The sequence below is a fragment of the Nocardioides sp. P5_E3 genome, assembly GCF_054049275.1.
Genome location: NZ_JBFUMR010000008.1, coordinates 54,798 through 75,597, shown reverse-complemented (window position 1 = coordinate 75,597; position 20,800 = coordinate 54,798). Strand labels below are relative to the sequence as shown.

At 72.3% G+C, this 20,800-nt stretch carries 22 protein-coding genes; 3 read left to right on the top strand and 19 right to left on the bottom strand.

Annotated elements, in window-relative coordinates; translation table 11 throughout:
* Window positions 1-15: 15 nt before the first annotated feature.
* Both ACXJKB_RS06915 and ACXJKB_RS06910 read left to right on the top strand, forming a co-directional pair.
* A complete protein-coding gene (locus tag ACXJKB_RS06915; RefSeq protein WP_457186721.1) occupies window positions 16-1,785 on the top strand; it encodes a SulP family inorganic anion transporter in 1,770 nt (589 codons plus the stop codon).
* 2 nt (window positions 1,786-1,787) lie between these two features.
* Complete coding sequence (locus tag ACXJKB_RS06910; RefSeq protein WP_457186719.1) at window positions 1,788-3,320, top strand: Ppx/GppA phosphatase family protein; 1,533 nt, start codon at window positions 1,788-1,790, stop codon at window positions 3,318-3,320.
* A gap of 19 nt (window positions 3,321-3,339) precedes the next feature.
* On the opposite strand, the gene ACXJKB_RS06905 is transcribed toward ACXJKB_RS06910, so the two are convergent.
* Together ACXJKB_RS06905 and ACXJKB_RS06900 are read right to left on the bottom strand one after the other, a co-directional pair.
* Window positions 3,340-3,675: a hypothetical protein gene (locus ACXJKB_RS06905; RefSeq protein WP_457186717.1), complete on the bottom strand. Its 336-nt coding sequence runs from the start codon at window positions 3,673-3,675 to the stop codon at window positions 3,340-3,342.
* Window positions 3,672-3,860: a hypothetical protein gene (locus tag ACXJKB_RS06900; protein ID WP_204811145.1), complete on the bottom strand. Its 189-nt coding sequence runs from the start codon at window positions 3,858-3,860 to the stop codon at window positions 3,672-3,674. Before ACXJKB_RS06900 ends, ACXJKB_RS06905 begins: the two co-directional genes overlap by 4 nt.
* 141 nt (window positions 3,861-4,001) lie before the next feature.
* Between ACXJKB_RS06900 and ACXJKB_RS06895 the strand changes: the two genes are divergently transcribed.
* Window positions 4,002-4,547: an N-acetyltransferase family protein gene (locus tag ACXJKB_RS06895; protein ID WP_457186714.1), complete on the top strand. Its 546-nt coding sequence runs from the start codon at window positions 4,002-4,004 to the stop codon at window positions 4,545-4,547.
* 137 nt (window positions 4,548-4,684) lie between these two features.
* On the opposite strand, the gene ACXJKB_RS06890 is transcribed toward ACXJKB_RS06895, so the two are convergent.
* From ACXJKB_RS06890 to ACXJKB_RS06810, 17 genes are all read right to left on the bottom strand, one after another.
* Window positions 4,685-5,524 (bottom strand): PhzF family phenazine biosynthesis protein, encoded by an 840-nt coding sequence (locus ACXJKB_RS06890; protein ID WP_457186712.1) that lies wholly within the window; start codon window positions 5,522-5,524, stop codon window positions 4,685-4,687.
* Between the two features lie 38 nt (window positions 5,525-5,562).
* Complete coding sequence (locus tag ACXJKB_RS06885) at window positions 5,563-5,841, bottom strand: hypothetical protein (RefSeq protein WP_457186710.1); 279 nt, start codon at window positions 5,839-5,841, stop codon at window positions 5,563-5,565.
* A gap of 31 nt (window positions 5,842-5,872) precedes the next feature.
* Window positions 5,873-6,439, bottom strand: a complete 567-nt coding sequence (locus tag ACXJKB_RS06880) for a hypothetical protein (RefSeq protein ID WP_457186708.1) — start codon at window positions 6,437-6,439, stop codon at window positions 5,873-5,875.
* 159 nt (window positions 6,440-6,598) lie between these two features.
* The gene (locus ACXJKB_RS06875) at window positions 6,599-7,030 is read right to left on the bottom strand and encodes a type II 3-dehydroquinate dehydratase (RefSeq protein WP_457186706.1); all 432 of its coding nucleotides are present in this window, start codon (window positions 7,028-7,030) and stop codon (window positions 6,599-6,601) included.
* Complete coding sequence (gene aroB, locus ACXJKB_RS06870) at window positions 7,027-8,241, bottom strand: 3-dehydroquinate synthase (protein ID WP_457186704.1); 1,215 nt, start codon at window positions 8,239-8,241, stop codon at window positions 7,027-7,029. The genes ACXJKB_RS06875 and aroB overlap by 4 nt, the downstream gene beginning before the upstream one ends.
* Window positions 8,238-8,738 carry a shikimate kinase gene (locus ACXJKB_RS06865; protein ID WP_457186702.1) on the bottom strand — a complete coding sequence of 167 codons (501 nt, stop codon included), beginning with the start codon at window positions 8,736-8,738 and terminating at the stop codon, window positions 8,238-8,240. The genes aroB and ACXJKB_RS06865 overlap by 4 nt, the downstream gene beginning before the upstream one ends.
* 7 nt (window positions 8,739-8,745) lie before the next feature.
* A complete protein-coding gene (gene aroC, locus ACXJKB_RS06860; RefSeq protein ID WP_457186700.1) occupies window positions 8,746-9,924 on the bottom strand; it encodes a chorismate synthase in 1,179 nt (392 codons plus the stop codon).
* Window positions 9,925-9,936: 12 nt separating this feature from the next.
* Window positions 9,937-10,683 (bottom strand): prepilin peptidase, encoded by a 747-nt coding sequence (locus ACXJKB_RS06855; protein ID WP_457186698.1) that lies wholly within the window; start codon window positions 10,681-10,683, stop codon window positions 9,937-9,939.
* Window positions 10,684-10,691: 8 nt separating this feature from the next.
* The gene (locus ACXJKB_RS06850) at window positions 10,692-11,522 is read right to left on the bottom strand and encodes a shikimate dehydrogenase (protein WP_457186696.1); all 831 of its coding nucleotides are present in this window, start codon (window positions 11,520-11,522) and stop codon (window positions 10,692-10,694) included.
* A 22-nt stretch (window positions 11,523-11,544) separates the two neighbouring features.
* A complete protein-coding gene (gene mltG, locus ACXJKB_RS06845; RefSeq protein WP_457186694.1) occupies window positions 11,545-12,732 on the bottom strand; it encodes an endolytic transglycosylase MltG in 1,188 nt (395 codons plus the stop codon).
* Complete coding sequence (ruvX, locus tag ACXJKB_RS06840; RefSeq protein WP_457186692.1) at window positions 12,725-13,192, bottom strand: Holliday junction resolvase RuvX; 468 nt, start codon at window positions 13,190-13,192, stop codon at window positions 12,725-12,727. The genes mltG and ruvX overlap by 8 nt, the downstream gene beginning before the upstream one ends.
* Before the next feature lie 2 nt (window positions 13,193-13,194).
* Entirely contained in the window at window positions 13,195-15,894 is a 2,700-nt protein-coding gene (alaS, locus tag ACXJKB_RS06835; RefSeq protein ID WP_457186690.1) for an alanine--tRNA ligase, read from the bottom strand.
* On the bottom strand, window positions 15,894-16,166 hold the full coding sequence (locus ACXJKB_RS06830; protein ID WP_300045059.1) for a DUF6167 family protein: 273 nt from the start codon (window positions 16,164-16,166) through the stop codon (window positions 15,894-15,896). Before ACXJKB_RS06830 ends, alaS begins: the two co-directional genes overlap by 1 nt.
* The gene (locus ACXJKB_RS06825) at window positions 16,166-16,684 is read right to left on the bottom strand and encodes a hypothetical protein (protein WP_457186688.1); all 519 of its coding nucleotides are present in this window, start codon (window positions 16,682-16,684) and stop codon (window positions 16,166-16,168) included. Before ACXJKB_RS06825 ends, ACXJKB_RS06830 begins: the two co-directional genes overlap by 1 nt.
* A 29-nt stretch (window positions 16,685-16,713) precedes the next feature.
* Window positions 16,714-18,378 (bottom strand): alpha-amylase family protein, encoded by a 1,665-nt coding sequence (locus ACXJKB_RS06820; RefSeq protein WP_457186686.1) that lies wholly within the window; start codon window positions 18,376-18,378, stop codon window positions 16,714-16,716.
* Between the two features lie 38 nt (window positions 18,379-18,416).
* Window positions 18,417-19,373, bottom strand: coding sequence for a TIGR03885 family FMN-dependent LLM class oxidoreductase (locus tag ACXJKB_RS06815; protein WP_457186684.1), 957 nt, complete (start codon window positions 19,371-19,373; stop codon window positions 18,417-18,419).
* An 18-nt stretch (window positions 19,374-19,391) separates the two neighbouring features.
* Window positions 19,392-20,771: a replication-associated recombination protein A gene (locus ACXJKB_RS06810; protein WP_457186682.1), complete on the bottom strand. Its 1,380-nt coding sequence runs from the start codon at window positions 20,769-20,771 to the stop codon at window positions 19,392-19,394.
* Between the last annotated feature and the right edge of the window lie 29 nt (window positions 20,772-20,800).

Below are 20,800 nucleotides of genomic sequence, written 5' to 3'. Positions count from 1 at the left end.
CAGTCCAGCGGTCCCATGAGCCCCGGTGTGCCGCCTGACAGCGTCGTAGCCTCCCCTGCGAGGTCCGTCCTCCGCTTCCTGCCGATCCTCGAGCAGGTGCGCCAGTACCAGGGGGACTGGCTGCGCGGTGACCTCGTCGCCGGTGTCGTGGTGGCGGCGCTGATCATCCCCAAGAACCTCGGCTACGCCGAGATCGCCGGCGTGCCGCTCGAGAACGGGCTCTACGCCGCCGCTGCCGGGACGATCCTCTACGCCCTGTTCGGCACCTGCCGCCAGATCTCGATGGGTCCCAGCTCGGGCCTGGCGGCCGTGGCCGGCGGCGCCGTGCTGGCGGCCAGCCTGAGCGACCCCGCCGACGCGGCCACCCTGGTGGCGGGCATCACGCTGACGAGCGGCTTGTTCTTCCTCGCGCTCGCAGTGTTCCGGATGGGCTGGTTGTCCCAGTTCCTGTCCCGGGCTGTCGTCACCGGGTTCCTCTTCGGCGCAGCCATCGACGTCGTCATCGGCGAGCTGCCCAAGCTGACCGGCACCGACAGCGAGGGCAGCAGCTCGTTCCAGGAGCTCTGGTCGTGGCTGTCCACGCTGGACCAGGCGCACCTCGCCACCGTGGTGGTCGGGGTCGTGGCCCTCGTCGTCGTCTTCGGCCTCCGGTGGATCGCCCCGCAGGTCCCCGGCGCGCTCGTGCTGCTCGTGGGCGGACTCGTCGCGTCGGGCGTGCTGGATCTCGGGGACCAGGGGGTCGCCCTCGTCGGAGACATCCCGAGAGGGCTGCCGTCGTTCGAGGTGCCCGATCCCGGCCTGCTGGTGGACCACGCCGGCACGGTCCTCGTGGCCGCCTTTGCGCTCGTGATGATCGGTTTCTCCCAGACCGCGGGGGACGCCCGGGCGATGGCAGCCAGGCACCACTACCGGGTCGACATCGATCAGGAGTCCGTCGCCCAGTCAGCCGCCAACATCGGCGCGGGCGTCCTCCACGGGATGCCGGTCTCCACGAGCCTCTCCGCCACCTCGTTGAACGACCGGTCGGGCGCGCGCACCGGTCTCGCGTCGCTGACGTCGGGAGTCACCGTCCTCCTGGCACTCCTCTTCCTCGCCCCCCTCTTCTCGTCGCTGCCCAAGCCGGTCCTCTCCGCCCTGATCATCGAGGCCGTCGTCATGGGGATGATGGACTTCGGGGAGCTGCGACGCCTGCGCAGGGTGTCGAGGGCCGACTTCTGGGTGGCCGTGGCGGCGATCCTCGGGACCCTGGTGTTCGGCATCCTCGCCGGTGTGGTCATCGGCATCGCGCTGTCCCTGGTGTGGCTCGTGTACGTCGTCACGCACCCGCTCGTGTCGACGCTCGGCCGTGAGCACGGCACGCAGGTGTTCCGGGACCTCGACACCCATCCCGAGGACGAGACGACCCCCGGGATCGTGGTGCTGAGGATGGACGGCGGGGTCTTCTTCGCGACTGCTGACGCGTTCGTCGACCAGGTTCGCGCCGCCGTGCTCGATCCCGGCGTAGACGGCGTGGTGCTGCACTTCGCGGGCGTCAACTTCATGGACTCCCAAGGGGCGGCGACGGTGTCGGAGATGATCCGGATGGCGGAGGAGTCGGACGTGGAGCTGCGGTTGGCGGCTGTCCGGCCGGGGGTGCGACACGTGCTCGAGCGGGAAGGTGCGGTGGACCTGTTGGGGGCCGACCGCATCCACGGCAATGTCCACCGAGCCGTTGCCGCGCTGGGAGCGACCCGCTTCCTGCCGGTTCACGGGTCCGGGGACTCCGAGAAGGATGAGAGACAGTGACCATGAGCGACCACACGATCCACCCGTCCGCGCCGGCCGTCGTTCCACGCTGGGAGTGGCGCACGTTCGGCGACGCCCTCGACGCCCTCGACGCCCTGGCACCGTTGCGGACCACCGCGCCCGTCGAGAGCGACGAGACCTACGTCCTGTCGATGTACGGCGACGCCTCGGTCAAGGTCCGCGCGGGAGTCCTGGACGTCAAGGTCCTGCAGCGGTTGAGCGGCGCCGGTCTGCAGCTGTGGGTGCCGACGATGAAGGCCCCCTTCCCGCTGGATGCCGCAGCGGTCGCGGGCGTCTTCGCCGCGCTCGGCGTGCCACCGCCGGAGACCCGGCGGACCGATCTCAGCCTCGAGCAGCTGCTGCAGGAGCTGGTCGCTCCGCGTGACGACCTGCGGCTCGTGGAGATCCACAAGCGCCGTCGCCGGACCCTCGTGGACGACTGCATGGTCGAGCTCACCGAGGTGAGCGCCGAGGGCGTGACCAGCCGGACCGTCGCCGTGGAGTCCCCGGACCCAGGCCTGGTGTCGCGGACGATCGGCCGGCTGGGGCTCGACGGTCGGCCCAACGTCTGCGTGGCCAGGGGGCTCAAGTCGATGCTCGGGTGGGGACCGAGGCGGTTCGCCGTCCTCGACGTCGGCACGAACTCGGTCAAGTTCGCACTCGGCCGGCGCGACGATGGTGGCACCCCGCGGATCGAGACGGAGACTGCCGTGGTCACCCGGCTCGGCGAGGGTCTGGTGGCGGCAGGTGGGCTGACGGCCGCCTCGATGGGCCGCACGGTCGACGCCATCGAGGGCCTGGTCGACGACGCCCGACGAGGGGGTCCGCTCGACATCGTCGCTGTGGGCACGGCGGGGCTACGACAGGCATCGAACCGGGACGAGTTCTTGGCGGCCGTCCACGGCCGCTGCGGGGTCACCGTGGAGGTCATCTCGGGCCGGGACGAGGCACGGCTCGCGTACATGGCCGCCGTGTCGACCCTCCCGCTGACGGGTGACCGGCTGCTGGTGTTCGACTCCGGCGGCGGCAGCAGCCAGTTCACCTTCGGGAGCGCGGACCGGATCGAGGAGCAGTTCAGTGTCGACGTGGGCGCCGTGCGGTTCGCCGAGCGCTTCGGGCTCGCGGACGCCGTGCCCCGCGAGACCGTCGACGCGGCGCTCGACGCGATCGCCGCCGAGCTCGCCGAGCTGGCGGACCGACCGCGACCGGACATGGTGATCGCGATCGGAGGCACCTCCACCAACCTGGCGGCCATCAGGCACGGCCTGGACCGCTACGACCCGGACGTGGTCCACGGGACCGTCGTCGACGTGGACGAGGTGGACCGACAGATCGAGGCGTTCCGGACTCGCTCCACGGAACGACGGCGTGAGATCGCCGGCCTGCAGCCGGCCCGGGCCGAGGTGATCCTCGCCGGGGCGTGTGTCGTCCGCACGATCCTCAGGCTCACGGGGCAGGACGCCGTGACCGTCAGCGACCGCGGGTTGAGGCACGGCGTCATCGCCGAGAGGTTCGGTACCCCGCGACCTCGGTGAGCCTGCAGGCTGCGTCGGCTCAGCCGCGCGCTCGCCGCTCGTCGGCGGCCAGACGCAGGTCGCGCCAGTCGGTGACGGCGAGCCGCGATGCCGAGGCCAGCTGCGCGAGGTCGCCCGAGGCGACGGTCCAGACGTCCTCGACGACCTCGGCCGGTGGGGCCGCGTCGCCGTGGCTGTCGTGCCAGGCGAGCTCGAGGAGCTCCAGGAGGTCGAGCGCAGCATCGGCCCGGTCGCCGTACTCCAGCGTCGCGCGGTCGCGTGCGCCCTCGCGCCGCTCGTCCCTGCTGCGCGCCGCTACAGAGTGCGGGACCCGTCCACCGCTGCCGGCGCCGACAGCGCCGTCCCGGACCATCACCAGACGGGCCGTCGCGGTCGGACCGTGCTCATCGTGTGCAGCAACGCATCGCGGCGTACCGCCCGCACCTCGCCCAGCTTCACCTGGCACTCCCAGCACCGGTCGGTCGGGACGCAGCACATCGCGTCGCGGACCTCGGCCTCCAGCTGGTCTGCGTGGGCGCTCCTGCTCAGGACGCTTCCCATGGTCTTCCTCCCCTGTCGTTGCCCTTCGAGTGTGACCGGGGCGGCGACACGGCCGCATCAGCATTACTACCGATGTCTGGACCGGTGGCCCGGACCAGCGGGAGCAGGCCGGACCGCTTCGCACGGCGATACCCTGCCGGCGTGCCCGTGACCGTACGTCGAGCGAACGAGGCCGACGCCGCGGGCCTGTCCCGGCTCGCCGCTCTCACCTTCCCCCTCGCCTGCACCCCGCAGACCCCGGCCGACCTCCTCGCGGCCCACATCGCCACGCGGCTCGACCCGGCGAGCTTCCGGGGCCACGTCGGCGACCCGGCCTGCACCCTGCTCCTCGCCGAGGACGGGACAGGCGGTGACCCGGTCGGTTACACGATGCTGGTCCTCGAGGAGCCGTCCGACCCGGACGTCGCGCGAGCCATCCGCCACCGCCCCACCGTCGAGCTGGTGCGCTTCTACGTCCACCCGGAGCACCACGGCTCGGGGACGGCCGGGCTCCTGATGGAGCACACGCTCGCGGCGGCCACCGGCACCGAGGCGCGGGGGGCCTGGTTGGGGGTCAGCGAGGAGAACGCCCGCGCCAACGCCTTCTACGCCCGCCACGGCTTCGAGCCGGTCGGACGCAAGAGGTTCCACATCGGGGACGCCTGGGAGGACGACGTCGTGCGCGAGCGAGTGCTCCGCACCTCGTAGCCGTCTCCGCACCGGTCCATACCGGTCCACCCGTTCCGGGGACAGCGGCCTTCGTCTCCCCTACCCTCGTTCTCGGACCCAGCCCTCGGTGCCTCTGGCCGACCGTCGGGCGAGTCTGTCCGCCCGGTTTGCGTCGGCTAGAGATCCACCTCGCCGACGATCCGGGTGGTCGCGTCGCCCGACACCCACACCCGGTCGGTCACGGCCTCGAGCCGGACCCGCCCCTCGCGACCGATGACGCTGCCCTGGCGCGAGGTGTACGACGGCGGCAGCGCGCCGGCGCCGATGAGCCACTGGGCGAGCCCGGCGTTGGCGCTCCCCGTGACCGGGTCCTCCCCGAACTCCCGGCCGTCGGCGTAGAACGCACGCACCTCGACGTCGGCGCCGAGCTCGTCGGCGGTCGTCGCGTCCCAGCGACCGAGGACGGTCACCTTGAGGTCGGTGAAGGCGGCGATGTCGGGCACGACGCCGACGACCGCGTCCGCCGAGCCGAGGTCGACGCCGACCCAGCCGGGGCCGTTGTCGATCCACGCCATGTCCTCGACGGCCGCGTCGGTGACGCCGAGCGCGCGCACGATGCGGGCCCGCAGGTCCGCGTCGACCGGCCCGGACCGGCGCAGGGGCGGGGCGGCGAACCCGAGCCGCGGCGAGCGTCGTACGTCGACGAGCCCGGCGCCGCACTCCTGCACCACCACGTCGCCGCGGGGCACTCCCCCTGCCTCCAGCCACGCATGGGCGCTGCCGATGGTGGGGTGGCCCGCGAACGGCAGCTCGCCGGTGGTCGTCCAGATCCGCACCCGGTAGTCGGCGGCCGGGTCGGTCGGCGCGGACAGGAAGGTCGTCTCGGACAGGTTGGTCCACCGCGCGACGTGCGCCATCTGCTCGTCGGTGAGGCCGTCGGCGTCGTGCACGACCGCGAGCGGGTTGCCGAGCCACGGCTCGGCGCTGAAGACATCGACCTGGCGGAAGGGCAGCACCCGCCGATCCAAGCACAGCTCCGGACGGGGGCGGGCGGTCAGGCGTGGGCCGCCCACCTGCGGGCCGCCTCGTCCGCCGCTGCCGAGACCAGCGCGGCGAGCTCGGGCCGGTCCGGCACCGGGAACGAGACATACGCACCCCGTCCTCCGGCGACCGGTCGTCCGTAGGCCTTCGCAGCGAGCGTGCCGTCGGGCAGCATCCTGACCGTCAGCGACTGGAGCTCGAACTCCTCGTCGCGGCGCGTGTCGCGCCAGCGCAGCTCCTCGGGGATCACGACGTTGATGGCGAGGGCACTGAGGTCCACCGGTGCGTCCATGGCGTCACCCTCGCACGTGGCGCCCACGCCCTCAGGTCAGCGCCAGGACGTCCCGCCAGAGCGAGACCAGCGCGATGGTGGCCCACGCGGCGAACACGCCACGGAGCACCCATGCGGCGGCGGGAGCGCGACCAACGAGCTCCAGACCCGGCGGCGTACCACCCGCGCGGAGCATCACGGCGTGCATCAGCGGGCCGTACGCGGCCGGAACGGCCACGAACAGGCCGATCGCGAGCCACAGCGGCTCCAGCAGGATGAAGTCGACCCCGGTCGGGTGCACCACGAGGCTGCCGGCCACCACACCGGGAGGCACGCTGATGCTGAACCACTGGAACCATGCCGGCCCGACCAGCAGCGGCCGTGCCACCAGGTAGGTCAGCCATCCCACGATGCCGACGGCGACCCCGACCACGGCGAGGTTGACCGAGCCGTCAAGAGTCACGACTCCCATCTCGAAGCCGTCGTCGCTGATCCGCCCGTGCGCCTGCGGATTCTGGCGGGCGAGCAGTGACATCGCGAGCCGGGAGAGCACACCGACGCAGAAGACGCCCGTCGCCACCGCGACCACCAGCGCCGAGAGGACGTAGCGCGCACGCACGGCACACCCCCTTCGCTTCCCGATGTGCATCGTCCTCCGTGCCGCGGGCCGAACGGAAGGCAGGTCCAGACGGGTTCGGCGCCGCGTACGTGCGACGTGCCGCCAACTGGGGGCGCTCCACCCCGCCGACGCGGCGACCCGCGCGCTGCTGGGCCCGACCTAGGCGTCGGCCAGCACCTCGAGCGCCTGCCGGTAGCCGTCGATCCCCTGCCCGACGATCGTCGCCACCGCGTGCGGCTCGATCACGGAGGTGTGGCGGAACTCCTCGGCACGCTGCTTGGGATCGGAGATGTGCACCTCGACCAGCGGTGCGGTGAGCTGGGCGCACGCGTCCCAGAGCGCGAGGGAGTAGTGGGTCCACGCGCCGGCGTTGAGCACCACGCGCAGGCCGTCGTCAGCGGCGGTGTTCAGCCAGTCGAGGAGCTCGCCCTCGTGGTTGGTCTGGCGGACCTCCACCTCGAGACCCAGGTCGCGACCCCACTCGACGCACTGGTGGGCGAGCTCGGCATGGGTGGTCGAGCCGTAGATCTCCGGCTGTCGACGACCGAGCCGGCCCAGGTTGGGGCCGTTCAGGACGAGCACCTTCGTCATGACTCTCCTCCGATCGCGGCGTAGGCCGCCCGCAGGTCGTCCTCGCTGGGCCCGGCAAGGATCCGCGGCTTGGCGAGGTCGTCCAGCACGACGAAGCGCAGCTGCGAGCCGCGTGCCTTCTTGTCGACCTTCATCGCGGCGTGCAGGTCGTCGAAGGAGGCGGCGTCGTACGTCGTCGGCAGCCCCACGCGGGACAGCGCCTCGCGGTGCCGCTCGACGAGGGCGGGGTCGAGGCTGCCGGCCCGGGCGGCGAGCTCGGCGACGTAGACGCACCCGATGGCGACGGCCTCGCCGTGGCGGACGGCGTAGTCGCTGGTCCGCTCGATCGCGTGGGCGAGGGTGTGGCCGTAGTTGAGCACCTCGCGACCGGGGTGGCCGTCGGCGCCGCCGGTCTCCTTGAGGTCGTCGACGACGACGTCGACCTTGACCCGGATCGCCCGCTCGACGAGCTCGCGCAGCTCGGCGGAGTCCCAGGTCAGGTCCGCCGGGTCGGCGCCCTCGACGATGTCGAGGATGGCGGGGTCGGCGACGAAACCGCACTTCACGACCTCGCCCAGCCCGGCGACGAGCTCCTCGTGCGGCAGCGTCTCCAGCAGCGCCAGGTCGCACAGCACACCGGCGGGCTCGTGGAAGGAACCGACGAGGTTCTTGCCGGCGCCCGTGTTGATGCCGGTCTTGCCGCCGACCGCGGCGTCGACCATGGCCAGCAGGGTGGTGGGCACGTGGACGACGCGGACGCCACGCAGCCACGTCGCGGCGACGAACCCGCCGAGGTCGGTGGTCGCTCCCCCGCCGATGGTCACGACCGCGTCGGACCGGGTGAAGCCGGCCTCGCCGAGGGCCTCCCAGCAGTCGGACGCGACGGGCGCGGTCTTGGCGCGCTCGCCGTCGGGGAGCCCGAGCGCGAGGACGTCGTAGTGCTCCACCAGGGCGTCGACCACCGGGTCGGCCAGCTCGCCCAGCGTGCCGGCGTAGAGCACCGCCACCCGCTCGACCGACTCGCCCAGCAGCGCCGGCAGCCGCTCGGGCAGCCCGTGGCCGACGACGACGTCGTAGGGGGCGGCGCCGCCGACGTGCAGCACGGTGTCGCCGGACTCCTGCCGGACCGGTGGGTCGGACTTCTGGGGCTGACGCTGGGCGCGCTGCTGGGGACGCTGCTGGGTCCGCTGCTGGGTCCGCTGCTGCTGCTTCCGGGTCTGGCGCTTCGTCATCCGAGCAGCCTCCGGACCTCGGCCGCCACCTCGTCGGCGGTGCGGCCGTCGGTGTCGACGGTGTGGGCCGACACGGACTCGTAGACGGGGGTGCGCTCGTCGAGAAGCGCCTTGATGCGCGCGCGCACGTTGCCGAGCAGGAGCGGTCGCCCGACCCCGAGGCCGACCCGCTTCACGGCGTCGGCGAGGCCGACCCGCAGGAAGACGACCGGCAGCCCGGCCAGCAGCTCGCGCGTCTCCGGCCGCAGGACCGCACCACCGCCGAGCGCCAGCACCCCCTCGTGCTCCGCGAGCGCAGCGGCGACCGCGGCCGCCTCGAGGTCGCGGAAGTGGTCCTCGCCCGACTCGACGAAGATGTCGGAGATCTCGCGGCCGGTCGCGGCCTCGATGTCGGCGTCGGTGTCGCGCACGGGCAGGTCCCAGGCGTCGCCGAGCAGGTCTGCGACCGTCGTCTTGCCGGACCCCATGGGCCCGACCAGCACCACGCGAGGGCTCATCGGAGGCTCACCGGAAACGGAGGGTGTCGAGGTAGGACTCGGCGTTGCGCCGCGTCTCCTGCACCGAGTCGCCGCCGAACTTCTCGACCACGGCGTCGGCCAGCACGAGCGCCACCATCGCCTCGGCGACGATGCCGGCCGCGGGCACGGCGCACACGTCGGAGCGCTGGTGGTGCGCGACGGTCGCCTCACCGGTGGCCACGTCGACCGTGCGCAGCGCCTTCGGCACGGTGGCGATGGGCTTCATCGCGGCGCGCACCCGCAGCACCTCACCGGTGGACATGCCGCCCTCGGTGCCGCCGGAGCGGCCGGAGGTGCGGCGCAGGCCGTCGTCGGTCGTGACGATCTCGTCGTGCGCGAGCGAGCCGGGGGTGTCGGCGAGCTCGAAGCCGTCGCCGACCTCGACGCCCTTGATCGCCTGGATCCCCATCAGCGCGCCGGCGAGCCTGGCGTCGAGGCGCCGGTCCCAGTGCACGTGCGAGCCGAGGCCCGGCGGCAGGCCGTGGACGACGACCTCGACGACGCCGCCGAGGGTGTCGCCGTCCTTGTGGGCCTGGTCGATGCGGGCGACCATCGCGGCGCTCGCCTCGGGGTCGAGGCAGCGGACCTCGTCGGCGTCGAGGCGCTCGACGTCGTCGGGAGCGGGGACGAGGCCAGCGGGCGCCTTGACGCCGCCGAGCGAGACCACGTGGGACACGATGCGGGCGCCGACGGCCTGCTCGAGGAAGTTGGACGCCACGCGGCCGAGCGCGACGCGGGCCGCGGTCTCGCGGGCGGACGCGCGCTCGAGGATGGGACGGGCCTCGTCGAAGTCGTACTTCTGCATGCCGACGAGGTCGGCGTGGCCGGGCCGCGGACGGGTCAGCTTGGCGTTGCGGGCGAGCGCCTCGAGCTCGACGGGGTCGACGGGGTCGGCCGACATGACCTTCTCCCACTTCGGCCACTCGGTGTTGCCGACCTCGATGGCCACGGGACCGCCCTGGGTCTCACCGTGGCGCACGCCGCCGAGCACGCGGACCTGGTCCTGCTCGAACTTCATCCGGGCGCCGCGGCCGTAGCCGAGCCGGCGCCGGGCCAGTGAGTCGGCGAGGTCGTCGGTCGTGACGCGGACGTGGGCGGGCAGCCCCTCGAGGATCGCCACCAGCGAGGGACCGTGGGACTCGCCTGCTGTGAGCCATCGGAGCATGGGTGAAGTCTCTCAGCCCCACATGCGCGCAGCGAGCGCAGTCCCCCAGACGAGACCCACCAGCGCGCCACCGACCATGAACGGACCGAAGGGGAACGACCTCTTGAGCAGGCTGCGGTCGCGTCGCACCAGCAGCACGACGAGCGCCGGGACGACGAACAGCATGAAGCTCGCCCACAGGCCGATCGCCAGCGCGCCCCACCCGGTCCAGCCGAGCACGAGCCCGACCGGCGCGGCCAGCCGCACGTCGCCGAAGCCCATCCCGGCCGACCGCACGAACCACAACACCCAGAAGAACGACCGGGCGAGCACCATCGCGACGAGGGCGCGCACGAGTGCCTCACGCTCACCCGTCGCGAGGCCCACCACCGTCACCACGACGATCGCGGCGAGGGTGACGGGCAGGACGACGACGCGGGGCAGCAGGCGGGTGTGCCAGTCGATCACCGACAGGGCGACCGCGACCGGGGTCAGCGGCACCAGCCACAGCAGCGGCCAGTCGATCCCAGTGACCGCGCCGAGCAGCGCCGCCGCCACGGCCGACAGCAGCGCGCTGCGCCACGCGAGACCCGGCCGGGCGGCGATGTCGGCGTAGAGCATCTTGGGGGGCTCGTCGGCGGGTGGCGCGTCCTCCGCCACCTGCTTCGGCGCGGGCTCCGGCACGCGCGCGACCAGCCGCGGGACCAGCAGGCCGCCCACCCCGGCGAGCAGGGCCGCGACGAGCGCGGCGAGCGCAGGGTCGGTCAGGGTGTCGGTCACGGGGTCATTCAACCGGCATGGCGCGCCGCARGGGCGCGTTCGCCGGCTTCTCTCAGCACGTCGACCGCGACCGTCCGTCCGGTGAACAGCTCGACCTGCAGCACCGCCTGGTGCACGAGGAGGTCCAGGCCGCCGACGACCGTGCGGCCCGCCGCCGCGGCGACGAGGGGCGTGGGCCACGGGTCGTACAGCACGTCGAAGACGACCGGCACGTCCGCGCAGCCCGCGACCAGCTCGGGCGTCTGGGCCGACGCCGGGATGGTCGACACCAGGATGTCGGAGCCGGCGGGTCCGGCGCCCAGCGTCGACACCACGACCTCGGGCGCAGCCGGGTGCGCCCGGAGGGCGGCGAGGGTCTCGGTCGCCCTGGCCTCCTCCCGCACCGCCACGACGATCGTGCGCACGCCGAGGTCTGCCAGCACCAGCCCGACCGAGGTGGCCGTCGCACCACCGCCGAGGATCGTCGCGGTCACCAGCGGGATCGACGTGCGCTCACGGATGGCGGCGACCGCTCCGGGCAGGTCGGTGTTGTCGCCGACCCGGGTGCCGTCGTCCTCGATCACCAGCGTGTTGACGGCGCCGGCCAGGCGCGCACGGTCGGTGAGCCGGTCGACGAGCGGCAGCGCCTCGCGCTTGAGGGGCATGGTCAGCGAGAGCCCGCGCCACTCCCGGCCGAGTCGCGAGAGGAACTCCCCGAGGTCGCCGGAGCCGACCCGGTGGGCGTCGTAGGTCCAGTCCAGTCCCAGATCGACGTACGCCGCCCGGTGCAGCGCCGGCGACAGCGAGTGGGCGATCGGGTCGCCCAGCACGCCGCAGCGCCGGCCCGGCCCCTTGCTCACGTCAGCGGGCTCGGGGTCGGGCTCAGCATCGGTCGGAGGTCTCGCAGTAGGTCTTGTACTCGTCGCGCCCCTCGAGGAAGCCGTCGTAGTCCTCGTAGAACTTGGTCTCGCCCGTCGAGAGGTCGACCGTGACGTAGTAGTACCAGTCGCCGTCGGCGGGGTTGGCGGCTGCTGCGATGGCGTCGTCACCCGGCGACTCGATCGGGGTCGGCGGGAGACCGGCGTTGATGCGCGTGTTGTAGGGCGTGTCCTCGGCCAGCTGGTCGGGGGTCAGCTCCGTCGAGCCGGGCGAGAGCCCGAGACCGTAGGCGATCGAGGCGTCGATGCCGAGCGTGCCGTTGGTGCCGCCCTTGTCGCCGGGCCCGTCGAGACGGTTGTAGATCACGCGGGAGATCTTGGGCATGTCGTCGCCGCGGCCCTCGGCCTCGATCAGCGAGGCGATGATCATCAGCTCGCCGGGCGTCTTGCCGAGCTCGGCGGCCTTCTCCTCGAGACCGGCGGCGTCCGCGGCCTCGCGCCAGCGGTCGACCATCATCTTGAGGATGCGGGGCGGCTTCATGCCCGGCTTGATCTCGTAGGTGGCCGGGAACAGGTAGCCCTCGGCGTTGCCGTCGGCGTAGTCGGGCAGCCCGAGGCGGTCGGGCTGCTGGAGCGCCCGGTTCCACGCCTGCTCGGGGTAGTCGGTGTTCTCGGCGAGCGTCGAGACGATCTCTGTGAGCCGGAGGCCCTCGGGGATCGTGACGGTCGGGAACCCGATGAGGTTGTCGGGGTCGACGAGGACCTCGAGGGCGTCGGCTGCCTTCATCTGCTTCTGGAGCTCGTAGGCACCGACCTGGATGCCGGCCGCGTCGGGCTCGCCGGCGGCCGCGTCGATGAAGGCCTGGACCGACTTGGTGACGCCGTCGGCCTTGAGGTTGCGGCCGATCTGGGCGGTCGAGTCACCCTCGTTGACGGTGAACTCGACCGAGCCCTTGCCTGGGCCCGGGTAGTCGTCGGGGCCCTGGAACTGGTCGGCGACCCACGAGACGCCCTGTGTCAGCGCGACGTAGAAACCCCCGAGGAGCACCACGAGCGCGACCAGCACCGCGAAGCAGCCCTTGAGGCCGCGTCCCTTGCGGCGCTTGCCGCCCGGGACGTAGTCGCGCTCCTCGAGCTCCTCGCGCTCGTCCGCGCGCACGTCGTCGTCCGGACGGGTCTCGTGCTCACTCATCTGTCTCCGTCACCTCGACGATCTCTCCCGGTGCGTGTCCACTCGACCGCTCCGTGTCCAGTGCAGTCTGCAGGATCAGCACGGCCGCTGCCTGATCGACGACGGCGCGCCGCTTGGCCCCGTGGCGCCCCTGCTCGCGCAGGATCGACTCGGCGGACACCGTGGTCAGTCGTTCATCACACAGCCTCACGGGCACGGGGGCAACTCGGCGAGCCAGCCGGCCGGCGAGCGCACGCGCCTTCTCTGCCGCCGGGCCCTCGGTCCCGTTGAGCGAGCGCGGCAGCCCGACCACGACCTCGACCGCCTCCATCTCGGCGACGAGCTGTGCGAGACGACGTACGTCGCCCCGGCCGCTGCGCACCGTCTCGACGGGGGTGGCGAGGAAGCCGGAGGGGTCGCTGCTCGCGACGCCGATCCGGGCGTCGCCCGGGTCGACGCCGAGCCGCACGCCGGTCCGCATCCTCAGCCCTGCACCTTCTCCGCGACCTCACGGGTCACCAGCGCGAGGGCCTCGTCGATGCGCGAGGCGTCGGTGCCGCCGCCCTGGGCGACGTCGTCCTTGCCGCCGCCCTTGCCGCCGAGGAGGGGCCCGACGGTGCGGACCAGCTCGCCGGCGGACAGCCCGCGGGCACGCGCCTCGTCGTTGGTGGCGGCCACGACCGACACCTTGCCGTCGGCCTGACCGATGATGACCACGACACCGGGCTCGCCCTGGGGCAGCCGGCCACGCACGTCCATCGCCAGGTTGCGTACGTCGCCACCGGCGGCGCCGTCGGCGCGGTGGGCCACGACCTTGACCGGCCCGACCTGCGTCGCGCCGGCCGCCAGGTCGGCGCTGGCGCCGAGCAGCTGGGCGAGCCGGGCCTTCTCCAGCTCCTTCTCGGCGGCCCTGAGGCGCTCGGTGAGGCCCTGCACCCGGCCGACCAGGTCGTCCGGCTGGGTCTTGAGCAGGCCGGTGAGCTGGGCGACGACATCACGCTCGCGGGCGAGGTAGCCGAAGCCCTCGACACCGGTGAGCGCCTCGATGCGACGGTTGCCCGAGCCGACGCTGGTCTCGCCGGTCACCACGACGGTGCCGATCTGCGAGGAGTGGGCGACGTGGGTGCCGCCGCAGAGCTCGCGCGACCAGGGCCCGCCGATCTCCACGACACGGACCTTGGTGTTGTCGTAGGTCTCGCCGAAGAGCGCGATCGCGCCCCACTCCTTGGCCTGCTCGAGGGTCATGTAGTCCCACGACACGGGCAGGTCGGCGCGCAGCGCCTGCTGGGAGACGAGCTCGATGTCGCGGACCTGCTCGGGGCTCAGCGCCTGTGTCCAGCCGAAGTCGAGGCGGAGGTAGCCGGGCCGATTGTAGGAGCCCGACTGCAACGCGGTGGGGCCGAGCACCTCGCGGAGGGCGGCGTGCACGACGTGGGTGCCGGAGTGCGCCTGGCGCGCGCCGGTGCGCCACTCCGGGTCGACACGGGCGTGGACCTCGCGCCCGGGGTCGAGCTCACCCTCCAGCACGCGGACCTGGTGCACGACCAGGCCCTTGATCGGGCGCTGGACGTCGAGCACCTCGAGGCGACCGCCGTCGAAGACGATCGTGCCGGCGTCGGCGACCTGTCCGCCGGACTCGGCGTAGAAGGGGGTGCGGTCGAGGACCAGCTCGCCGACCTCGCCCTCCGCGAGCCGCGGCACGGACGCGCCGCCGCTCAGCAGCGCGAGCGGGCGCGACTCGGTCTCGAGCGTCTCGTAGGCCAGCCACTCGGTGGGACCGAACTCGTCGAAGACGCCGCGGTAGACGGCCGTGTCGCCGTGGGAGCCCTTCTTGGCGCGGGCATCGGCCTTGGCGCGCTCGCGCTGCTCGGCCATCAGGCCGCGGAAGCCCTGCTCGTCGACCGTGATGCCCTGCTCGGCCGCCATCTCGAGCGTGAGGTCGATGGGGAAGCCGTAGGTGTCGTGGAGCGCGAAGGCGCGCTCGCCGGACAGCGTCGAGCCACCGGTGCTCTTCACCTCGGTCGCGGCCTGGTCGAAGATCTGCGTGCCGGCCTGGAGCGTCTTGCGGAACGCGTCCTCCTCGGCGTAGGCCACCTGCGAGATGCGCGGCCAGTCGGTGAGGAGGTTGTCGTAGGTCTCCCCCATCTTGTCGCGGGAGATCGGCATGAGCTCGGGCAGCACCCGATCCTCGCAGCCGAGCAACCGCATGGAGCGGACCGCGCGGCGCAGCAACCGGCGCAGGACATAGCCGCGGCCGTCGTTGCCGGGCGTGACGCCGTCACCGATGAGCATCATCGAGGACCGGACGTGGTCGGCGACGACGCGGAACCGGACGTCGTCGTCGTGGTCGTGGCCGTACTTCTTGCCGGTGAGCTCCTCGGCCCGCTGGATGACGGGGTAGACCACGTCGATCTCGTACATGTTCTGCTTGCCCTGCAGGAGCAGCGCGACCCGGTCGAGGCCCATGCCGGTGTCGATGTTCTTCTTGGGCAGCGAGCCCGCGATGTCGAAGTCCGACTTCGAGCGGACGGCACTGAGCTCGTCCTGCATGAAGACGAGGTTCCAGATCTCGAGCAGCCGGTCCTCGAGCTCGAAGGGCATGTCCGGGCCGAGGGTGGTCACGTCGAAGTCGGGACCGAAGTCGGGACCGCGGTCGTACAGGATCTCCGAGCACGGCCCGCCGGGACCGGGCACGCCCATCGACCAGTAGTTCTCCTTCGGGCCGAGCTGGACGATCCGCTCCCGCGGCAGCCCGGTGACGTCCACCCAGAAGCCGATCGCCTCCTCGTCGCCGGCGAGCACCGACGGGTAGAGACGGTCCTTCTCCAGGCCGTAGCCGCCGTCCTCGACGGGCTTGGTGATCAGGTCCCAGGCCAGCTCGATGGCGCCCTTCTTGAAGTAGTCGCCGAAGGAGAAGTTGCCGCACATCTCGAAGAACGTGCCGTGGCGCGTGGTCTTGCCGACGTCCTCGATGTCAGGGGTCCGCACGCACTTCTGGATGCTGGTGGCGCGGTCGTACGGCGGCGTCTCCTGCCCCAGGAAGTAGGGCTTGAACGGCACCATGCCCGCCGGGACGAACAGCAGGTTGGGGTCGTCGGCGAGCAGCGAGGCGGAGGGCACCACGGCGTGTCCGGCGGCCTCGAAGTGCGCGAGGAAGCGGCGGCGGATCTCGGCGGTGTCCATCAGTTCTCGTTCTCCTGGGTGGTGCTGGCGGTCAGTTCGGGTGGTCCGGGCTCATGAGAAGTGGGCCGCAGGCCGAGCTGCTCGCGCAACTCGGTTTCGCGCTCGGCACGGCCCTGCTGGACCTCCTCGGCGAAGAGCCGGGCGCCGGCCTGCCAGCCGCGGACACGGTCGCGCAGGCCGTCGGCGGTGAGGGACTCGGCGACGCGGCGGGCGCGGGCAGCGGCGTACACCCCGACCCCCGCCCCGGCGACGAACCAGAGAGGGCGTCCCATCAGGCGACGTCCTCCCCGAACGATCCCGGGCCGTCGTCGCGCGCGGCGGCCCGCTCACGGGCCCGGAACTCGCGCAGTGCCTGCTTCATCTCGGCGCGGCGGCCTCGCCCGGCACGCCGGGTCTCCTGCCGCACCTCGAAGCGGATCCGGTTGCGGGTCTCGGGCGACAGTGCCCGGCGCAGGCCGTGGGTCCAGCCGGCCGCCTTGACCACGGTCTCGCGGGCGACGATGTCGGTGAAGAGGCGGCCGTCGATCGGGCGGGCCACCGGCACGGGCGCGCCGGGCGGCGCGTCGTCCTCGCGGGGAGTGCCCACCTGGGTGATCACGAAGGCTGCGGTGTCGCTCTCGGCGACCGGGGGTGCCTGCGCAACCGGGCCTGAGGGCACGGCGACGTGCTCGGCGAGCGAGGCCACGAGGGCCTCGGCCCGGCGGGCCCTGCGGTGCGCGAGCAGCGCGACGACGAGCGCGACGAGCGCCACTGCGCACGCTGCACCCAGCCCCACCTGCTCCGTCGTCACGGCGCCGAGCCTACAAGCCCCGCAGAGGCTCACGGGATGGCGAGGTCACCCGCGGGGCGCACCCGCAGCCAGCGGAACCCGTAGCCCTCCAGCGCGACGCGGGTCGTCGCCGCACCGGTGACCACCTCCTCGGCCATCAGGTCCACCGCCTCGAGACCCTCGTCGCGGGGATCGATCGGTACGTCGACGGTGACCGGGTCGGCACCGAGGTTGTGCACCGTCACGACCGCGCTGCCGTCGAGCTGGCACCGCTGCACCAGCACCTGCGCGGACGGCTGGTCGACGACGCTCCACGTGCCCCATCCCAGCTCCGGACAGGTGCGCCGGATGCTGATGAGCTTGCGCATGAAGCTCCACAGTGAGTCCGGATCGTGCACCTGGGAGACGACATTGACGTGCTCGGGCCCGCAGGCGCCCGGCACGACCCGCTGCACCAGGCGCGACGGAGCCGCCGTGGAGAAGCCACCGTTGCGACCGGCGCTCCACTGCATCGGCGTGCGCACGGCCATCCGCCCGTCCGCCTCGAGGTCCTCCCCCATCCCGATCTCCTCGCCGTAGTAGAGCGTGGGCGTGCCGGGCAGGGAGAACATCAGGCTGTAGGCCATCCGGATCCGGCGCGGGTCGCCGCCGAGCATGGTGGGGAGCCGCCGCTTGAGGCCGCGGTCGTAGAGCTGCATCTCCGGCTCCGGACCGAAGGCCGCGAACACCTCCTGACGCTCGGCGTCGCCGAGCTTGTCGAGCGTGAGCTCGTCGTGGTTGCGCAGGAACGTCGCCCACTGGCAGGTCAGGCCGATGGCCGGCCGCTCCTCGAGCGCGGTGACGATCGGTCCGGCGTCCTCGCGGGCCAGGGCGAGGTAGGTCGCCTGCATGCCGATGAAGTCGAACTGCATCTGCAGCTCGTCGGCCGACTCCCCACCGAAGAAGTCCAGCTGTTGCGGGTGCTCCAGGTTCACCTCGCCGAGCATCATCGCGTGCCCAGCACGCCGGTTGAGGAAGCTGCGGATGGTCCGCATGAGCTCGTGCGGGTCGACGACCAGCGCAGGGTCGCCGATGTTCTTCGCGTTCTGCTCCAGGAACGGGATGCCGTCGACCCGGAACCCGTCGAACCCCAGCTCCAGCCAGAACCCGACGACCCGCAGGATCTCGTCGACCACCTCGGGGTTGGCGAGGTTGAGGTCGGGCTGGTGCTTGTAGAAGTTGTGGAGGTACCACTCACCCGTGCGGTCGTCGAGCTCCCAGATCGAGTCCTCCCGGTCGGGGAAGACGACCAGCTTCGAGGTGTCCGGCGGTTCGGTGTCCCTCCAGACGTAGTGGTCGCGGTAGCGGTTGGACGTGCTGCGACGCGCGGCCTGGAACCACGGGTGCCGGTCCGAGGTGTGGTTGACGACCAGGTCGGCGATGACGTTGATGCCGCGGTCGTGCGCAGTGCGGATCACCTCGACCAGCTGGCCGTGGTTGCCCAGGCGTGGGTCGACGCCGTAGAAGTCGGTCAGGTCGTAGCCGTCGTCGCGGTCGGGGCTCGGGTAGAACGGCATCAGCCACAGGCAGGTGATGCCGAGCTCCGCGAGGTAGTCGATGCGCTGCGCCAGGCCCTCCAGGTCGCCGGTGCCGTCGCCGTCGCCGTCGTAGAAGGTCTCGACGTCGAGGCAGTAGATCACCGCGCTCTTCCACCACAGGTCGCTCGTGTCAGTCACTCGCACGGACCCACACAAGCAGACCCCGTCCGTCCGCGTCAGCCCCGAAGGGCGGGCAGCACGTGCTCGCCGAACGCGTCGAGGAAGCCTGCCTGCTCCTGTCCGACGAAGTGCAGGTAGACGTCGTCGAAGCCGACGGACGCGAGCTCGGCGATCCGGTCCCGGTGCCACCCGAGGTCCTCCGACACCTCCACCGAGCGGCGTACGCCCTCGATCCCGACGTGTTCGGCCATCACGTCGAACGCCTCGGGGGTCTCGGTGTCCCAGTTGACCGGCTCGGTGAAGACGTTGGTGCGCCACTGGTCGAGCGCGATCGCCTCGGCCTCGTCGCGCGTCGGCGCCCACGACAGGTGCACCTGGAGCGACAGTGGACCCGCGCCACCGGCGTCGCGGTAGGCCGCGACGAGGTCGCGCAGCACGTCGACCGGCTGGTTGATGGTGACGAGACCGTCAGCCCAGCCCGCCACGCGGGCTGCTGACGCCACCGACACCGCGGGGGCGATGAGCCGGGGCTGCACCTGCGGCAGGTCCCACAGCCGGGCCCGGTCGACGGTGACGAGGCCGTCGTGGGTGACCTCCTCGCCGGCGAGGAGGCGACGGATCACGTCGACGCACTCCTCCAGGCGGCGCGTGCGTTCCTCCTTCGGTGGCCAGCGGTCGCCTGTGATGTGCTCGTTGCTCGCCTCGCCACTGCCGAGGGCCGTCCAGAACCGTCCCGGGAACATCTCGGCAAGGGTGGCGATCTTCTGGGCGACGACGGCAGGGTGGTAGCGCTGCCCCGGTGCGCACACGCAGCCGAGCTCGAGATCCGTCGTGGCCAGGGCGGCCCCCAGCCAGCTCCAGGCATAGCCGGAGTGGCCCTGCCGGGTGCCCCACGGGGCTATGTGGTCCGAGCACATCGCCATCTCGAACCCGGCCCGTTCGGCGTGCTGGACGTCGCTCAACAGCCGCGAGGGAGCGATCTGTTCGTGGGAGGCGTGGAACCCGAGGCGCATCCCGTCACCGTAGCGAGGTCAGCCGCCCCGGACGATGCGTCGTACGCGCTCCCAGCGCTCCTTGACCCCGGCCTCCGCGCCCAGTGCCGTCGGCTTGTAGTAGCTGGCGTCGCTGAGCACGTCGGGGAGGTACTGCTGCTCGGCGACGCCGTAGGGCTCGTCGTGCGGGTAGGCGTAGCCCTTGCCGTGCCCGAGGTCCTTGGCGCCGCCGTAGTGGGCGTCGCGCAGGTGGGGCGGCACCTGCCCGATCTTGCCGGCCTTCACGTCCGAGATGGCGGCGTCGATCGCGCTGATCACGGCGTTGGACTTCGGTGCCACCGCCAGGTGGATGGTGGCCTGGGCGAGGTTGATCCGCGCCTCCGGCATCCCGATGAGCTGCACCGCCTGCGCCGCCGCGACGGCCGCCTGCAGCGCGGTCGGGTCGGCCAGGCCGATGTCCTCGCTGGCGTGCACGACGAGGCGGCGCGCGATGAAGCGGGGGTCCTCCCCCGCCTCGATCATCCGCGCGAGGTAGTGGAGCGCGGCGTCGGGGTCGGAGCCGCGGATGGACTTGATGAAGGCGGAGATGACGTCGTAGTGCTGGTCACCCTGGCGGTCGTAGCGGACCGCGGCCTGGTCGACGGCGGTCTCGGCGGTGGCGAGGTCGATGACGGTGGAGCCGTTGCTGGCTGCCGCTCCGGCGGCCGCCTCGAGGTAGGTCAGTGCCCGTCGCGCGTCGCCGCCGGCCAGTCGTACGAGGTGGGCGCGGGCGTCCTCCTCGAGCTCGGTCTCCCCCGCCAGGCCGCGCTCGTCGGTGAGCGCCTGGTCGATGACCTCGGCGACGTCGTCGTCGGTGAGCGACTGCAGGCGCAGCAGCAGGCTGCGCGACAGCAGAGGGCTGATCACGGAGAAGAACGGGTTCTCCGTGGTGGCGGCGATCAGCGTGACCCAGCGGTTCTCCACCCCGGGCAGCAGCGCGTCCTGCTGGGCCTTGGTGAAGCGGTGCACCTCGTCGACGAACAGGACGGTCTCCTGCCCACCCCGGGCGAGCTCGGACCTGGCCCCGTCGATGGCGGCGCGGACCTCCTTGACGCCCGCCGCGACGGCCGACACCTCGACGAACCGACGCCGGGTCTGCTGGCTGACGATGGCCGCGATGGTCGTCTTCCCGGTGCCTGGAGGTCCCCAGAGCAGCAGCGACATCGACTGGTCGCCCTCGATCAGTCGCCGCAGCGGTGACCCGGCGGCCCGCAGCTGCTGCTGCCCGACGAGCTCGTCGATCGTGCGAGGCCGCATCCGCACGGCGAGCGGCGCCGAGGCGTGCGTGTTGGCGCCGAGCGACCCGGCGCTCGGCACCTGTCCGGACGCGGATCCGGGCGCGGGTTGCCCCGCGCCCGGTATCTCGAACAAGCCATCCACGCCGGTGAGTATCCCCGACGCCGTCGGTG

Bases quoted from the DNA above. Each gene is read 5' to 3' on its own strand.
- ACXJKB_RS06865 (WP_457186702.1), bottom strand. From the start codon at position 8,738: ATGAGCCCTCGCGTGGTGCTGGTCGGGCCCATGGGGTCCGGCAAGACG.
- aroC (WP_457186700.1), bottom strand. From the start codon at position 9,924: ATGCTCCGATGGCTCACAGCAGGCGAGTCCCACGGTCCCTCGCTGGTG.
- ACXJKB_RS06900 (WP_204811145.1), bottom strand. From the start codon at position 3,860: ATGGGAAGCGTCCTGAGCAGGAGCGCCCACGCAGACCAGCTGGAGGCC.
- ACXJKB_RS06815 (WP_457186684.1), bottom strand. From the start codon at position 19,373: ATGCGCCTCGGGTTCCACGCCTCCCACGAACAGATCGCTCCCTCGCGG.
- ACXJKB_RS06885 (WP_457186710.1), bottom strand. From the start codon at position 5,841: ATGGACGCACCGGTGGACCTCAGTGCCCTCGCCATCAACGTCGTGATC.
- mltG (WP_457186694.1), bottom strand. From the start codon at position 12,732: ATGAGTGAGCACGAGACCCGTCCGGACGACGACGTGCGCGCGGACGAG.
- alaS (WP_457186690.1), bottom strand. From the start codon at position 15,894: ATGGACACCGCCGAGATCCGCCGCCGCTTCCTCGCGCACTTCGAGGCC.
- ACXJKB_RS06910 (WP_457186719.1), top strand. From the start codon at position 1,788: ATGAGCGACCACACGATCCACCCGTCCGCGCCGGCCGTCGTTCCACGC.
- aroB (WP_457186704.1), bottom strand. From the start codon at position 8,241: ATGACGAAGCGCCAGACCCGGAAGCAGCAGCAGCGGACCCAGCAGCGG.
- ACXJKB_RS06875 (WP_457186706.1), bottom strand. From the start codon at position 7,030: ATGACGAAGGTGCTCGTCCTGAACGGCCCCAACCTGGGCCGGCTCGGT.
- ruvX (WP_457186692.1), bottom strand. From the start codon at position 13,192: ATGCGGACCGGCGTGCGGCTCGGCGTCGACCCGGGCGACGCCCGGATC.
- ACXJKB_RS06830 (WP_300045059.1), bottom strand. From the start codon at position 16,166: ATGGGACGCCCTCTCTGGTTCGTCGCCGGGGCGGGGGTCGGGGTGTAC.
- ACXJKB_RS06915 (WP_457186721.1), top strand. From the start codon at position 16: ATGAGCCCCGGTGTGCCGCCTGACAGCGTCGTAGCCTCCCCTGCGAGG.